This is a genomic window from Amycolatopsis sp. lyj-346, from assembly GCF_046548975.1.
GTDB lineage: Bacteria > Actinomycetota > Actinomycetes > Mycobacteriales > Pseudonocardiaceae > Amycolatopsis.
In genome coordinates, this window is record NZ_JAJPWT010000002.1 from 721,031 (window position 1) to 736,431 (window position 15,401).

General features: G+C 70.2%; 10 protein-coding genes. All 10 read right to left on the reverse strand.

The annotated features are described in order from the left end of the window. Positions 1 to 102: 102 nt before the first annotated feature. The 10 genes from mmsB to ACLJQE_RS09690 all read right to left on the reverse strand — a co-directional run bounded on the left by mmsB (position 103) and on the right by ACLJQE_RS09690 (position 15,317). Entirely contained in the window at positions 103 to 1,323 is a 1,221-nt protein-coding gene (gene mmsB, locus ACLJQE_RS09645; protein ID WP_410638794.1) for a multiple monosaccharide ABC transporter permease, read from the reverse strand. Further along, entirely contained in the window at positions 1,320 to 2,840 is a 1,521-nt protein-coding gene (gene mmsA / locus ACLJQE_RS09650) for a multiple monosaccharide ABC transporter ATP-binding protein (RefSeq protein ID WP_410638795.1), read from the reverse strand. Before mmsA ends, mmsB begins: the two co-directional genes overlap by 4 nt. Continuing rightward, positions 2,837 to 3,940, reverse strand: coding sequence for a multiple monosaccharide ABC transporter substrate-binding protein (gene chvE / locus ACLJQE_RS09655; protein ID WP_410638796.1), 1,104 nt, complete (start codon positions 3,938 to 3,940; stop codon positions 2,837 to 2,839). Before chvE ends, mmsA begins: the two co-directional genes overlap by 4 nt. A gap of 52 nt (positions 3,941 to 3,992) precedes the next feature. Further along, positions 3,993 to 5,501, reverse strand: coding sequence for an L-arabinose isomerase (gene araA / locus ACLJQE_RS09660; protein WP_410638797.1), 1,509 nt, complete (start codon positions 5,499 to 5,501; stop codon positions 3,993 to 3,995). 17 nt (positions 5,502 to 5,518) lie between these two features. Further along, a complete protein-coding gene (locus ACLJQE_RS09665) occupies positions 5,519 to 6,196 on the reverse strand; it encodes an L-ribulose-5-phosphate 4-epimerase (RefSeq protein ID WP_086850157.1) in 678 nt (225 codons plus the stop codon). Beyond that, positions 6,196 to 7,845 carry a ribulokinase gene (gene araB, locus ACLJQE_RS09670; protein ID WP_410638798.1) on the reverse strand — a complete coding sequence of 550 codons (1,650 nt, stop codon included), beginning with the start codon at positions 7,843 to 7,845 and terminating at the stop codon, positions 6,196 to 6,198. The genes ACLJQE_RS09665 and araB overlap by 1 nt, the downstream gene beginning before the upstream one ends. Positions 7,846 to 7,915: 70 nt before the next feature. Next, positions 7,916 to 11,734: a LamG-like jellyroll fold domain-containing protein gene (locus ACLJQE_RS09675; RefSeq protein ID WP_410638799.1), complete on the reverse strand. Its 3,819-nt coding sequence runs from the start codon at positions 11,732 to 11,734 to the stop codon at positions 7,916 to 7,918. A 57-nt stretch (positions 11,735 to 11,791) separates the two neighbouring features. Beyond that, on the reverse strand, positions 11,792 to 12,775 hold the full coding sequence (gene yjfF / locus ACLJQE_RS09680) for a galactofuranose ABC transporter, permease protein YjfF (protein ID WP_410638800.1): 984 nt from the start codon (positions 12,773 to 12,775) through the stop codon (positions 11,792 to 11,794). Then, positions 12,772 to 13,818 carry an ABC transporter permease gene (locus ACLJQE_RS09685; RefSeq protein ID WP_410638801.1) on the reverse strand — a complete coding sequence of 349 codons (1,047 nt, stop codon included), beginning with the start codon at positions 13,816 to 13,818 and terminating at the stop codon, positions 12,772 to 12,774. Before ACLJQE_RS09685 ends, yjfF begins: the two co-directional genes overlap by 4 nt. Beyond that, on the reverse strand, positions 13,815 to 15,317 hold the full coding sequence (locus ACLJQE_RS09690) for a sugar ABC transporter ATP-binding protein (RefSeq protein ID WP_410639169.1): 1,503 nt from the start codon (positions 15,315 to 15,317) through the stop codon (positions 13,815 to 13,817). Before ACLJQE_RS09690 ends, ACLJQE_RS09685 begins: the two co-directional genes overlap by 4 nt. Positions 15,318 to 15,401: the final 84 nt, after the last annotated feature.

Below are 15,401 nucleotides of genomic sequence, written 5' to 3' on the forward strand. Positions count from 1 at the left end.
GTTCGAGGACTTCGAAAACGCCATCCGACGAAGGTCGTCACCCACACGAAGAGGGGGCCTCCCCCGCGTCCGGGAAAGGCCCCCTCGGAAAACTCCCGGCGCTCAGGAAGCCGCGCGGCGCTTCGTCCAGATGTCGTAGGCCACCGCGGCCAGCAGCACGACGCCCTTGACCAGCATCACCCGCTCGCTCGGGGCGCCGATCAGGGACATGCCGTTGTTGATCACCGCCATGATCAGGCCGCCGGTGATCGCGCCGACCACCTTGCCGACGCCGCCCTGGACGGCCGCGCCGCCGATGAACGCCGCCGCGATCGCGTCGAGCTCGAAGTTGATGCCGGCCGTCGGGCCCGCCTGGTTGAGCCGGCCGGCGAAGATGATGCCCGCCAGCGCGGCCAGCACGCCCATGTTGACGAAGATCCAGAACGTCACCTGCTTGACCTTGACCCCGGACAGGGTCGCGGCCTGCAGGTTGCCGCCCACGGCGTAGATGTGCCGTCCGAACACCGACTTCCCGGCCACCAGCGAGTAGCCGAGCACCAGCGCCGCGAGCAGGATGAGCACCCACGGCAGGTTCTTGAACCGGGCCAGCTGCACGACCAGTGCCAGCACCAGCACCGCGATCCCCGCCAGCTTCAGCACGAACATCGGGAAGGGGTCCACGTCCTGGCCGTAGCCCAGCCGTCCCACGCGCTTGCGCCACTGCGTGAACACGATCCCGGCCACCGCGGCGACCCCGGCGAGCAGCGACACCACGTCGGCGCCGCCGAGCGGGCCGAGGCCGATGTTGCCCAGGTAGCCGTCGGTGAAGCCGTTCGACAGCGTGCGGATGGTGTCCGGGAACGGGCCGATGCCCTGGTTGCCCAGCACCGTCAGGGTCAGCGCCCGGAACGCCAGCATGCCGGCGAGCGTCACGATGAACGCCGGGATGCCGAAGTAGGCGACCCAGTAGCCCTGCCACGCGCCGATCGCCGCGCCCACGACGAGGGTGATCAGCACCGCCCAGAACCACGGAACGTGCGAGTCCACCATCAGCACCGCCGACACGGCGCCGGTCATCGCGACGACCGACCCGGCGGACAGGTCGATGTGCCCGGAGATGATCACCAGGATCATCCCGATCGCGAGGATCAGCACGTACGAGTTCTGCACGATGATGTTGGAGATGTTCTGCGGTTCCAGCAGCGCACCGCCGGTGAGCACCTCGAACAGCACCACGATCAGCGCGAACGCGACGTAGATGCCGCTCTGGCGCGGGTTGATCGAGATCCTCCGCTTGGAGCGCTCAACCGGGGGCCCGGCGGGCCGCGCTTCGGTCGTGGTCATTCCCGTTCCTTAGTCATGTACTGCATCAGCAGTTCTTGAGTGGCTTCTTCCCGCCGGGCCTCGCCGGTGATCCGGCCCGCCGACAGCGCGTAGATCCGGTCGCAGAGCCCGAGCAGCTCCGGCAGCTCGGAGGAGATGACCAGGACGGCCTTCCCCTGAGCGGCCAGCTCGTTGATGATCGTGTAGATCTCGAACTTCGCGCCCACGTCGATACCGCGGGTCGGCTCGTCCAGGATCAGCACGTCCGGATCGGTGAAGATCCACTTGGCCAGCACGACCTTCTGCTGGTTGCCGCCGGAGAGCTTCCCGGTCACGCTCTGCACGCTCGGCGCCTTGATCCGCAGGTCGCGGCGGTAGCGGTTGGCGGTGTCGTGCTCGGCGTGCTCGTTGACCCAGCCACGCTTGGCCAGCTTGCCCAGCCCGGCCGCGGACACGTTGCGCTGGATGTCCTCGATCAGGTTGAGCCCGTAGCGCTTCCGGTCCTCGGTGGCGTAGGCGAGGCCGTGGCGGACCGCCTCCTGCACCGACCGGATCTCGATCTCCTTGCCGTGCTTGAAGATCCGCCCGGAGATGTCCTTGCCGTACGACCGGCCGAACACGCTCATCGCGAGCTCGGTGCGGCCCGCGCCCATCAGCCCGGCGAGCCCGACGATCTCCCCGCGCCGCAGCGAAAGCGACGCGCGGTCGACGACGACCCGGCCGGCCTGGGACGGGCTGTGCACCGTCCAGTCCTCGATCCGCAGCACCTCTTCGCCGATGTCCGGCTCCCGCGGCGGGAACCGGTGCTCGAGGTCGCGGCCGACCATTCCGGTGATGATGCGCTCCTCGGTCAGCCCCGCCGCGTCGAGCGTTTCGATCGTCCGGCCGTCACGCAGGATCGTGACGGTGTCGGCGATCGCCGTCACCTCGCCGAGCTTGTGCGAGATGATCACGCACGTGACGCCCTCGTCCCGCAGCCCGCGCAGCAGCTCGAGCAGGTGGGCCGAGTCGTCGTCGTTGAGCGCCGCGGTCGGCTCGTCGAGGATCAGCAGCTTGACCTCTTTGGACAGTGCCTTGGCGATCTCGACGAGCTGCTGCTTGCCGACACCGAGCTCCTGCACCGCCCGCGTGGCGTTTTCGGCGAGGCCGACGCGCTTGAGCAGCGCGCCGGCCTCGTGGTTGGTGCGGTTCCAGTCGATCCAGCCGCGCTTGGCCTGTTCGTTGCCGAGGAAGATGTTCTCCGCGATCGACAACTGGCCGCACAGCGCGAGTTCCTGGTGGATGATCACGATCCCGCGCCGTTCGCTGTCGCGCACCGACCCGAACTCGCACCGCTGCCCGTCGAAGGTGATCTCGCCGTCGTACGTCCCGTGGGGGTAGACGCCCGAGAGCACCTTCATCAGGGTGGACTTCCCGGCGCCGTTCTCCCCGCAGATCGCGTGGATTTCCCCGCGGCGCACGGAAAGAGTGACGTCCGACAGCGCCTTGACCCCGGGGAAGGTCTTGGTGATCCCGCGCATGCCGAGCAGTTCGGTCATTTCAGCTGACCTGCCGTGTAGTAGCCCGAGTCGACCAGTTCCTTCTGGTAGTTGGCCTTGTCCACGGTGACCGGCTGCAGCAGGTAGGACGGGACGACCTTCTTGCCGTTGTCGTAGTCCTTCGTGTTGTTGACCTCGGGCTTGCCGCCCTTGAGCACCGCGTCGGCCATCTTGACGGTGGTGTCGGCGAGCTTGCGGGTGTCCTTGAAGACCGTCGAGTACTGCTCACCGGCGATGATGGACTTGACCGAGGCGACCTCGGCGTCCTGTCCGGTGACGATCGCGTACGGCTGGCCGGCGGTGCCGTAGCCGTTGCTCTTCAGCGCCGACAGGATGCCGATCGACAGGCCGTCGTACGGCGAGAGCACGCCCTGGACCTTCGCGCCACCGGTGTAGGTCTTGGTGAGCAGGTCTTCCATGCGCCGCTGCGCGGTGGCCGGGTCCCAGCGGAGGATGGCCGCGCGGGCGAAGTCGGTCTGGCCGCTCTTGACGACCAGCTTGCCGCTGTCCATCAGGGGCTTGAGGACGGACATCGCGCCGTTGAAGAAGAAGGTCGCGTTGTTGTCGTCCGGGGAACCGGCGAACAGCTCGATGTTGAACGGACCGGGACCGTCACCGAGGCCCTTGACCAGCGAGTTCGCCTGCTCGACGCCGACCTTGAAGTTGTCGAAGGTGGCGTAGTAGTCGACGTTCGGCGAATTGCGGATCAGCCGGTCGTAGGCGATGACCGGGATCTTCTTGTCCGCGGCTTCCTGCAGCTGGGTGGTGATGGCGGTGCCGTCGATCGAGGCGATGATCAGGACCTTGGCGCCCTTGGTGATCTGGTTCTCGATCTGGTTCACCTGGGTGGGGATGTCGTTCTCGGCGTACTGGAGGTCGACCTTGTAGCCGAGCTTCTCCAGGGCGGCCTTGATGTTGTCGCCGTCGTGGATCCAGCGTTCCGACGACTTCGTCGGCATGGTGACGCCGACCAGGCTGCCCTCGGCGCTGGCGCCGGGCGCGGCCGTCTGGTCCGCGGTCTTCTGGCTCGAGCCGCACGCCGAGAGCGTGAGCACGAGTCCCGCGGCGGCGACCGCCGCGATTCCTCTGGTGAACTTCATCGTTCCTTCTTCCTTTCTCAACGACCGGGCACTTTCACGTGAAAGTGCCCGGTCAGAAACCCTGGGCGAGCCGGTGGTAGGCCTGGTTCCACCGGATCCGGTCGGCGAAGTCGTGCGGGGTCGTGTCCTTGTCGATGACCAGCAGTTCTACTCCGAGCAGGTTCGCGAAGTCGCGGAGGGTCTCCGTACCCACGGCCTGGGTGAGCACGGTGTGGTGCGGACCGCCCGCGGTGATCCAGGACTCCGCGGACGTCGCCAGCGACGGCGCCGGCTCCCAGACCGCCCGCGCGACCGGCAGGTTCGGCAGCGGCTCGTCCGGCGCGACGACGTCGATCTCGTTCGCCACCAGCCGGAACCGGTCGCCGAGGTCGACCAGGCCGAGCACGACGCCGGGGCCGGGCGCGGCGTCGAACACCAGCCGGACCGGGTCCTCGCGGCCGCCGATGCCCAGCGCGTGGATCTCGCACGACGGCTTGGCGGCGGCGATGCTCGGGCAGACCTCGAGCATGTGCGCCCCGAGGATCTTCGGCTTGCCGGGCCCGAAGTGGTAGGTGTAGTCCTCCATGAACGACGTGCCGCGATCGAGGCCCACGGTCATCGCCTTGACCGCGGCGAGCAGCGCCGAGGTCTTCCAGTCGCCTTCGCCGCCGAAGCCGTAGCCGTCGGCCATCAGGCGCTGCACCGCGAGGCCGGGCAGCTGGCGCAGCCCGCCGAGGTCCTCGAAGTTCGTGGTGAACGCGCCGAACCCGCCGTCGGTGAGGAACTTCCGCAGGCCCGCTTCGATCCGGGCCGCGTAGCGCAGCGACTCGTGCCGCGCTCCCCCGGCCGCCAGCTCCGGAACCACGTCGTAGTCCGCGGCGTAGGCGGCCACCAGCTCGTCCACGGTGTCCTTTTCGGAAACCCGGTCCACCAGTTCGACCAGGTCGTTGACGCCGTAGGTGTTGACCGAGACGCCGAACCGCAGCTCGGCCTCGACCTTGTCGCCTTCGGTGACGGCGACGTCGCGCATGTTGTCGCCGAACCGGGCGAGCCGCAGGTTGCGCAGGTGGTCGGCCCCGATCGCCGCCCGCGCCCACGCGTCGATCCGCGCGACCACGGCCGGGTCGGACACGTGCCCGGCCACGGTCTTGCGCGGCATGCCGAGGCGGGTCTGGATGAACCCGAACTCCCGGTCGCCGTGCGCGGCCTGGTTGAGGTTCATGAAGTCCATGTCGATGGTGGACCACGGGAGTGCCTCGTTGAGCTGCGTGTGCAGGTGCAGCAGCGGCTTGCGCAGCGCGTCGAGCCCGGTGATCCACATCTTCGCGGGCGAGAAGGTGTGCATCCACGCGATCACGCCGACGCAGGCGGCGTCGGCGTTGGCCTCCTGCAGCACGCGGCGGATCGAGGAGGCCTCGGTCAGCACCGGCTTGCCAACGATCTCGGCCGGGAGCGCGCCCGAGGCGGTCAGCAGCTGCTGGATGCGCAGCGACTGGCCGGCGACCTGCTCGAGGGTCTCCTCGCCGTAGAGGGCCTGGCTTCCGGTCAGGAACCAGAGCTGGGGTTTCGATGCCGAAGTCATCGTTCTCCTTGGAAAGTTCAGTGCTGGCCGTAGACGTTCTGGTACCGGGCGTAGAGCCGGTCGACGTCCTCGGGCGGGAGGGGTTCGGGGGTGCCGAGCTCGAAGGCCTTGTGGACGGTGCGGGCCACGTCCTCGACCATCACCGCGGCCTTGACCGCGTCGCGGGCGGTGCGGCCGACGGTGAACGGGCCGTGGTTGCGCATCAGGACCGCGGGCGAGCGGCTCGAGCGAAGCGTTTCGACGATGCCCCGGCCGATGGAGTCGTCGCCGATCAGGGCGAACGGCCCGATCGGGATCTCGCCGCCGAACTCGTCGGCGATCATCGTGAGCACGCACGGGATCGGTTCGCCGCGGGCCGCCCACGCCGTGGCGTAGGTCGAGTGGGTGTGCACGACGCCGCCGATTTCCGGCATGTGCCGGTAGACGTAGGCGTGCGCGGCGGTGTCGGACGACGGCGCGAGGTCGCCTTCGACGAGTTCGCCGTGCAGGTCGGTGACGACCATGGTGTCCGCGGACAGGTTGTCGTAGGACACGCCCGAGGGCTTGATGACCAGCAGGTCCCGGCCCGGGACCCGGGCCGAGACGTTGCCCGCGGTCCAGATGACCAGCTCGTTGCGGGTCAGTTCGCCGTGCAGCTTCGCGACCGTCTCCCGGAGTTCGGCGACGGTGTCGAGCACTTCACCGGTCAGCGACATCAGGACTGTCCTTTCGAGACGGCCTTCGAGACGGCACGGCGGCGCGCGGCGAGGCGGTGCATGACATCGTTGCCGCCGCGGCCGAAGTAGTCGTGGAGCTCGGTGTATTCGGCGTACAGCTCGTCGTAGGCGGCGACGTGGGCGGCCACCGGCCGGTACACCGCGCGCTCGACCGAGCCCATCGCGGCGGCGGCCGCGCGGATGTCCGCGTGGGCGCCGGCGGCGACGGCCGCGTGGATGGCCGACCCGAGCGCGGGTCCCTGCCCGGAGCCGATCACCGACAGCGGGAGGTTGGTGACGTCGGCGTAGATCTGCATGAGCAGCGCGTTCTTCGTCAGCCCGCCCGCGATGATCAGCTCGGTGACCGGGACGCCGGCGGCGTTGAACGTCTCGATGATCTTCCGGGTGCCGAAGGCGGTGGCCTCCAGCAGCGCGCGGTAGACGTCCTGGGCGCGGGTGGCCAGCGTCTGCCCGACGATGACGCCGGACAGCTCGTGGTCGACCAGCACCGACCGGTTGCCGCTGTGCCAGTCCAGCGCGATCAGGCCGTGCTCGCCGATCTCCTGCTGGGCGGCGAGGCGGGTGAGGTGCTCGTGCCCTTCGTAGCCCGCCGGGACGCCGTGCTCGACGAACCAGCCGAAGATGTCGCCGACCCCGCTCTGGCCGGCCTCGTAGCCCCAGAGCCCGGCCACGATGCCGCCTTCGACGACGCCGCACATGCCGGGGACCTCGCGCAGCTCGGCGCCGTTCATCACGTGGCAGGTCGAGGTGCCCATGATCGCCACCATCTGGCCGGGCTCGACGGCCTGGGCGGCGGGCGCGGTGACGTGCGCGTCGACGTTGCCGACGGCGACCGCGATGCCTTCCGGCAGCCCGGTCCAGGCCGCGGCCTCGGCGGTGAGCGAGCCTGCCCGGGAACCCAGCTGCCCCAGCGGGTGTTCCAGCTTGTCGGCCACGAAGGACTCGAAGCCGGGGGCGAGCTCGCGGAGGAAGTCGCGGCTCGGGTACTGGCCGTCCTGCAGGATGCCCTTGTAGCCGGCGGTGCAGGCGTTGCGGACGTAGGTGCCGGTCAGCTGCCAGACGATCCAGTCGGCCGCCTCCACCCAGTGCCGCATCGCGGCGTAGACCGCGGGCGCCTCTTCGAAGACCTCGAGCGCCTTGGCGAACTCCCACTCCGAGGAGATCAGCCCGCCGTAGCGCGGGAGCCACTTCTCGCCGCGGGTGCGGGCCAGCTCGTTGATCCGCACGGCCTGCGGCTGCGCCGAGTGGTGCTTCCAGAGCTTCACGTACGCGTGCGGCTCGGCCTCGAACTCGGGCAGTTCGCACAGTGGCGTCCCGTCCGCGGTCGTCGGCACCATCGTGCACGCGGTGAAGTCGGTGGCGATGCCGACGACGTCGGCCGCGTCGACGCCGGCGGCCCGCAGCGCCGCCGGGACGGCGTTGCGCAGCACCCCGACGTAGTCCGCCGGTACCTGCAGCGCCCATTCCGGCGGCAGCGCGCGGCCCGTGGCGGGCAGCGTCTCGTCGAGCACCCCGTGCGGGTACTCGAAGACGGCGGAGCCGAGTTCGGCCCCGTCAGCCACGCGCACGACCACCGCGCGGCCCGACAGCGTGCCGAAGTCGACGCCGACGGTGAGTGGTTCTCCCACGGTGTCTTCCCTCCTGGTTGGTGACCGGGACGCGGCGCGGGCGGCGGTGAACGCGCCGCGCCCCGGCGTTCTAGCGGCCGGTGAGGACCAGCGTCGTCACCGAGTTGGCGGGCAACGTCAGCTTCGACGTCGCCGCCAGACCGGTGATCTCCCTGGTCTGCGGCACGATGGCGGTCGGCGCGGCGAGGCTGTTGCGCCCCGCCGGGTCGCCGGTGAGCGTGGTGAGCGTGCCGGTGCCGTCGACGGCGGTGACGCCGGTGAGCGACAGCCGTGCGGTCTGCACCTGCCCGGTCGGGTTGACGAGTTTGACCGTGAAGGTCTTCCTTCCGCTCTTCGTGGTCACGTTGACCACCTGCCGCAGGGGGCTGCCCTGGTTGAGGCGGCTGGTCACGATCTGCTTGCCGAGGGTGCTGGAGAACATCTGCTGCACCCAGTACGACGGCGAACCGTAGCTGCTCCCGGCGTCGAGGCCGATCAGGTTGACCGGCCAGTTGGACTGGTTCTCGTGCACCAGCACCGGCGCGTACATCGAGCCGATGACGATATCGCTGTTGCGTTCGAGGCCGGTGAGGAAGGCGGCCTCGCCGATCGCCGCGGCCAGGGTGCCGGTGGGACGGCCGTCCTGGGCGCCGTACTCGCCGACGAGGATCTCCGGTCCGCTGCGGTCGGCGGTGTCGTAGCGGGTCGAGTTGTCGGTGAACCACTGCGGCGACTGGTAGTAGTGGTCGTCCGCGGCGTCCGGGCGCACCCCGGTCGGCGTGCTCGACGCGGCGCCGCCCTGCAGCCCGCCGGTGCTGGCGATGACGGTCAGCTGCGGGTACTTCGCCTTGATGGCGTTGAACATGTCGGTGAAGCGCCAGGCGTAGCTGCCCGAGGTGTCGAACCAGTCCTCGTTGCCGACCTCGACGTAGCGCAGGTCGAACGGCGCCGGGTGCCCGTCGGCGGCGCGCTTGGCGCCCCACGTCGTCGAGGCGTCGCCGATGGCGTACTCGATCTCGTCGAGGGCTTCCTGGACGTACTGCGGGTAGTCGGCCTGGTCGACGTGCTGGCCGTTGAGGGTGTAGCCGGCGAACAGCCCGAGCAGCGGCTGGGCGCCGATGTCCTCGGCGAGCTTGAGGTAGTCGAGGATGCCGAAGCCGTCGGTGGACCAGTAGCCCCACGCGGTGTTCTGGTGGCCGGGCCGCTGTTCCAGTGGCCCGATGGTGTTCTTCCACGCGAACCGGGTGTCGAGGGTGCTGCCCTCGAGGTAGTTGCCGCCCGGGACGCGGAACAGGCCGAGCTTCATCGCCGCGAGCTTCTGCCCGAGGTCGGCGCGGACGCCGTTGGCCCGGTTCTTGAACGTCGGCGGGAACAGCGACACCTGCTGGAACCAGGCGTCCCCGCTCAGCGCGGTCCGGCCCTTGTTGACCAGGGACACGATGATCCGGTTGTCGGTGGACGCCGTGATCGTCGACGGCGTGGTGAAGCTGAACGTCTGCTGCGCCCAGCTCGCCCCGGCCGGCTGGAGGTCCTTGCTCGCCAGCACCGTGCCGTCCGGCTTCTCCAGGCTGACCCGGACACCGCCGGTCCAGCTGCCCTTGGCGAAGAAGCTGCCGGTGTACTTGGTGGACGGCTTCGCGGCGACGCCGTAGAAGCCGACGTTGGCGGCGGCCACCCGGCCGGCGGCCGGCACCGTGTCCGCGTGCAGCTTCAGCGAGCGGTCGAGCGCCGTGTTCAGCGGGTTCGCCGTGTCGACCGAGTAGGTGCCGGTCGCCCCGGCCGAGGTGAGCAGCGACCAGTACGGCACCGGCGTGTTGCCCGCGCCGCTGCCGGGCTGGTAGCCCTCCTTGAAGGTGCGGTTGCGGACGAGCTCGGCGTAGAGCCCGCCCTCGACCGAGTGGCTGATGTCTTCGAGGATCGAGCCGTACGTCGTCGGCCGGGTGTTGGCGCGGACGACGTTGGCGTCCACCGCGAGCTGGTTGGCCCCGGCGAGGGTGCCGATCTGCGCGGCGGTGAGCGGGAAGCGGCGCAGCTCGACCTCGTCGACGGCGCCGGTGAACCCGGAGCCGACGGTGAACGGGGCCGCCGCGGTGCCCGAAGCCGGGCAGGCGGAGACGTCGAGGGTCGTGCCGGCCGGCGTACCGCAGGTGCTGGTGACCGCGGACGCGTCGCCGTCGGCGTAGACGGTGAGCCGCTGCGAAGCGCGGTCGAGGACGAGGGCGGCGTGGTGCCAGTTGCCGTCGGCGAGGCCGCCGCCGTTCGTGGTCACCTGGATCGTGCCGACGCGGGCGGTCAGCTTGCCGCCGGTCACCCCGAGCGCGTAGCCGTCACCGTGGCCGGCGATGGTGCCCGACGCGGTGGTGCGGAACCACGCGGCCAGTGACAGCGAGCCGGTGCCGGTGTCGAACGCGGGCGAGCCGCCCATGTCCACAGTGGACTTTCCGTCCAGCTGGACGGCCTTGCCCGCCGCGCCGGCGGTCCAGGTCGCGCCCTTGAGGGTGCCGTCGGCGGCGTTCGCCGAGGCGTCCCGCGCCACCGTGCCGGCACCTTCGTCGAAGTGCCACGACCCGCTCGCGGCCAGCGCCGAGACGGCGGAGGCGGTCAGCGGCGTCGCATACGCGCGGACGTCGTCGATGCCACCGGCGAACCAGTCGGCGGGGCTGCCCGCCCACTTGCCGCGCCCGATCTCCAGGTGCCCGCCCGCGGTCCACGGCGTGGTGAACGGGACGCTCTGCTGCAGGGTCCCGTTGACGTACAGGGAAAGCGTGCCGGCCGCGCGGTTGTAGACGCCGGTCACGTGCTGCCACTGGTCGGCCTGTGCGGGCAACGTCGACACCGCCGAGGAGGAAGCGGTGTCGCCGTCGCCCGCGCGGCGCGTGAAGGCGAAGCGGCCGTCGGCCGTGCGCTGGAGGTAGAAGCCGCTGATCGTCGAGCCGTCGACGCTGACCGCCGTCCGGAAGCCGGCGGCCGTGGTGGGCTTGAGCCACGCCGACACCGAGAAGCTCTGCGCGGTGTCCACCACCGGGGCCGGGGCGTCGACCGCGGCGTCGGTGCCGTTGAACACGCCCCCGTGCGGGCCGACGACACCGTCACCCCAGGCGGCGCCGCCGGTCAGGGTGGCGGTGCGCGCGTCGAGGGAGCCGTCGGCCGCGGTGGTGCCGGTGCCCTCGTCGAGGCCCCAGTGGCCGGCGATGGCCAGGCGGGCGGCGTCGGCCGCGGTCAGGGCGCCCGAGTAGGCACGGACGTCGTCGATCGAGCCGTCGACGAAGTCCACCGGGTTGCCGCCGTACTTGCCGCGGCCGATCACCAGGTGCCCGGTGCCCGCCCACGCCGTGGGCGCGGCGACGGTGGCCTGGCGGGTGCCGTCGACGTACAGCGACAGCGTCGACGTGCTCGCGTCGAACACGCCGGTCAGCTGGTACCACTGGCCGGCGACCGGGTCGAAGTTCGCCGAGGCGACCACCCCGTCGGTCGGGGCGTCCCCGGCCAGCCGGGTGAAGGCGAACCGGCGGGAGTCGTCGCGGAACTGCAGGAAGAAGTTGCTCACCTGGGTGCCGTCGACGCTGACGAACGTCTGGAACCCGGACGTCTTGCCGAGCTTCACCCAGCTGCTCACCGAGAAGCTCTTGGTCGTGTCGAGCACGGGCGCCCCGGCATCGGCGAAACCGGTGGCCCCGTCCGTCGCCAGTGCCCCGCCGCGGATCCCCGGGCCCCAGGTCGCGCCCCCGGTCAACGTCGCGGGATGGCTGCCCGCGGTGTCGGCGGCGGTCGTGCCGCTGCCGTCGTCGAACGTCCAGTGCCCGGCCGGCGCCGCCTCGGCCGACGCGGCCGGAGCCACGGCGACCGGCACCCCGGAGCCCAACGCCAGTGCCGCCAGCACGGCCAGGGGCCGCCGCAATCTGCGGAGCATGACTCTCCCTCGAGTGTCGAGCGGAAGGGCACTTTCACGGGAAAGTGCCCTTCCGTACTAGCGGGTCCGTCGGGTGACGAGGCGTTGCAGGACGATGAAGACGAACAGGAGGGCCCCGGTGATGATCGAGGTCCACCAGGAGTTGAGGGTGCCGTCGAAGGTGATCAGGGTCTGGATGATGCCCAGCACCATGATCCCGAGCACGGTCCCGAGCACGTACCCGGACCCGCCGGTGAGGATGGTGCCGCCGATGACGACCGCGGCGATCGCCGTCAGCTCGAGGCCGACGCCGTTGAGCGGGTCGCCCGAGGACTTGTAGAGGACCAGCAGCAGCCCGCCGAGTGCCGAGCAGACCCCGCTGATCGTGTACACCGCGATCTTGGTGCGGCCGGTCTTGAGCCCCATCAGCATCGCGGACTGCGCGTTGCCGCCGATCGAGTACACCGTGCGCCCGAACCGGGTGAAGGCGAGGACGTAGGCCGCGGCGGCGACGACCAGCAGGGCGACCACCACGCTGATCGAGATGTGCAGCTCGGGCCCGAGCGGGATCTGGGCCTGGGCCAGCGTCGCGATCGTCGCGTTGTCGATCGAGTACGCCTCGGTGGTGATCGTGTAGCAGAGGCCGCGGGCGAAGAACATCCCGATCAGCGTCGCGATGAACGGCTGGATGTCGAAGAAGTGGATGAGCGCGCCCATCCCGGCCCCGAGCAGCGCCCCGATCAGCAGCACCACCGCGATCGCCGCCCACGACGGCCAGCCCTGCTTCTGCAGCAGGTCGCCGGAGACCACCGTGGACAGCGCGACCACCGAGCCGACGGACAGGTCGATGCCGCCGGTGAGGATCACGAACGTCATCCCGACCGCGACCACGAGCAGGAAGGCGTTGTTGATGAACAGGTCGAGGATGACCTGGCCGGAGCCGAACGCGTCGTAGCTGGACGCGCCGAAGATGTACGCCCCGACCAGCAGCGCCATCGTGGCCAGGATCGGCAAGTGCCGCTGCTGGGGCCGGTAGCCCTTGACACGGGCGAGGGTGGTCATGCCGTGACCTCCACCTTCTCGGGAGCGGGCGTGGCGGCCGGCTGTCCCGGCCGGTGCGTCCGGCGGCGCCGGAGCTTCCGGCGGAAGGCCGGCGACTGCAGGAGGCACACCGCCAGCACGACCAGGGCCTTGAACAACATGATCGCCTCGGGCGGGATGCCGAGGGCGTAGACGGTGGTGGTGAGCGTCTGGATGAGCAGCGCGCCGATCACCGCGCCGCCGAGGGAGAACCGGCCGCCGGTCAGCTGGGTGCCGCCGACGACGACGGCGAGGATCGCGTCGAGTTCGATGAACAGGCCGGCGTGGTTGCCGTCGGCGCTGTGCACGTTGGCGCTGATCATCAGGCCCGCGATGCCCGCGCAGAGGGCGCAGAAGACGTAGACGAGCCAGGTCAGCCGCGCCGAGCGGAGGCCGGCCAGCCGGCTGGCTTCGGGGTTGCCGCCGACGGCCTCGACCAGCAGGCCGAGCGCGGACCGGCGGACGAGCACCGACGCCAGGGCGAACACCGCCAGCGCGATGAGGATGGCGCCGGGCAGGGCGAACAGGAAGCCGCTGCCGATCCACTCGAAGGAGTGGGAGTTGACGGTGATGATCTGCCCGTCGGTGATCAGCTGCGCGATGCCCCGGCCGGCGACCATGAGGATCAGCGTGGCGATGATCGGCTGGATGCCCAGTGCCGCGACGAGCCAGCCGTTCCACACCCCGAGCAGCAGCGAAAGGCCGAGCGCCAGCCCGAACGCGATCAGCGTGGTGCCGATGCCGTCCGGGTTGTCGCTGACCCAGAGACACGCGAGCGCGCCGCTGATCGCCACCACCGAGCCGACCGACAGGTCGATACCGCGGGTGGCGATGACCAGCGTCATGCCGATCGCGATGAGGATCAGCGGGGCGCCGTTCTTGAGGATGTCGATGAGGTTCCCGTAGAGGTGCCCGTCGCGCAGCTCGATCTTGAAGAACGACGGGCTGGCGATCAGGTCGCCCAGCAGCAGCACCAGCAGGGCCACCACGGGCCAGAAGAGCCGGTGTTTCGTCATGCGGGTCATGCCTGCACCCCCTCGGCCATCGTGGCCATGATCTCGTCCGCGGTGAGCGCCTGGTTTTCCCGCTCCGCCACGACTTTGCGGTCCCGCAGCACCACGACGCGGTGGCTCAGCCGCAGGACTTCCTCCAGTTCGGCGGAGATGAACACGACGGCCATGCCGTCGGCCGAGAGCTGGGTGACCAGCCGCTGGATCTCCGTCTTGGCGCCGATGTCGATGCCGCGGGTGGGCTCGTCGAGGATGAGCAGCCGCGGTTCGGTGATGAGCCAGCGGGCCAGCAGCACCTTCTGCTGGTTGCCGCCGGAGAGGTTGCCCACCAGCGCTTCGGGGTTGGCGGGCCGGATGTCGAGCGCCTTGATGTACTTCTCGGCGATTTCGTCCTGGCGGCGGCGGGACAGCGGCCGCGCCCAGCCGCGGGAGGCCTGGAGCGCGAGGACGATGTTCTCCCGGACGGTGAGCTCTTCGACGAGCCCTTCGGCCTTGCGGTTCTCCGAGAGGAACGCGATCTTGTGGTCGAGCCCCGCGCGCGGGGTGCGCAGCGCGGTGGTCTTGCCGTCGACCTGCACCGAGCCGCTGTCGGCGTGGTCGGCGCCGAAGAGCAGCCGGGCCAGTTCGGTGCGCCCGGAGCCGAGCAGACCGGCCAGCCCGACGACCTCGCCGGCGTGGATGGCGAGGTCGAAGGGCGCGACCCCGCCCTTGCGGCCGAGGCCTTCGGCGGCCAGCAGCACCGGCGCGCCGGCGACCTCGGCCCGGCTGGGGCCGGACTCCTCGAGCTTTTCCAGAACGTCGAGTTCCTTGCCGATCATCTTGGTGACCAGCTCGACCGGCGTGATGTCCGCGGTGCGGTACTCGCCGATGAGCTTGCCGTTGCGCAGCACGGTCATCCGGTCGGCGATGGCGAAGACCTGGTCGATGAAGTGGGAGACGAACAGGATCGCCATGCCGCTGTCGCGCAGGGACCGGACGACCTTGAGCAGCTGTTCGACCTCGCCGGCGTCCAAACTGGACGTCGGTTCGTCGAGGACGAGCACCCGTGCGTCGACGTCGAGCGCGCGGGCGATCGCGACCAGCTGCTGCACCGCGATGGAGCAGGTGGACAGCTCGGCCGAGACGTCAACGTGGACGTCCAGCCGGGCCAGCAGCTCCTCGGCCCGCTGCCGCATCGGGCCCCACTGGATGCGGCCGAAGCGGCGGGGTTCCCGGCCGAGGCAGACGTTCTCCGCCACCGACAGGTTCGGGCAGAGGTTGACTTCCTGGTAGACCGTGCTGATGCCGGCCTGCTGGGCCTCGCCGGGCCCGCTGAAGGCGACGTCGTCGCCGTTGAGTTCGATCGTGCCCGCGTCCACCCCGTACACCCCGGTGAGCACCTTGATGAGGGTGGACTTCCCGGCGCCGTTCTCGCCCATGAGGGCGTGCACTTCGCCGGGGAACATCCGGAAGCCGACCCCGTCGAGGGCGAGGACGCCGGGGAACTCCTTGCGGATACCGCTCATCCGCACCATGGGTTGCGGTTCAGGCATTTGCTGTGCTCCGGGGTGGACGCGGGGGTCGTGAGTGGTGATGCGGGCTGGAACCCGCGCTACCAC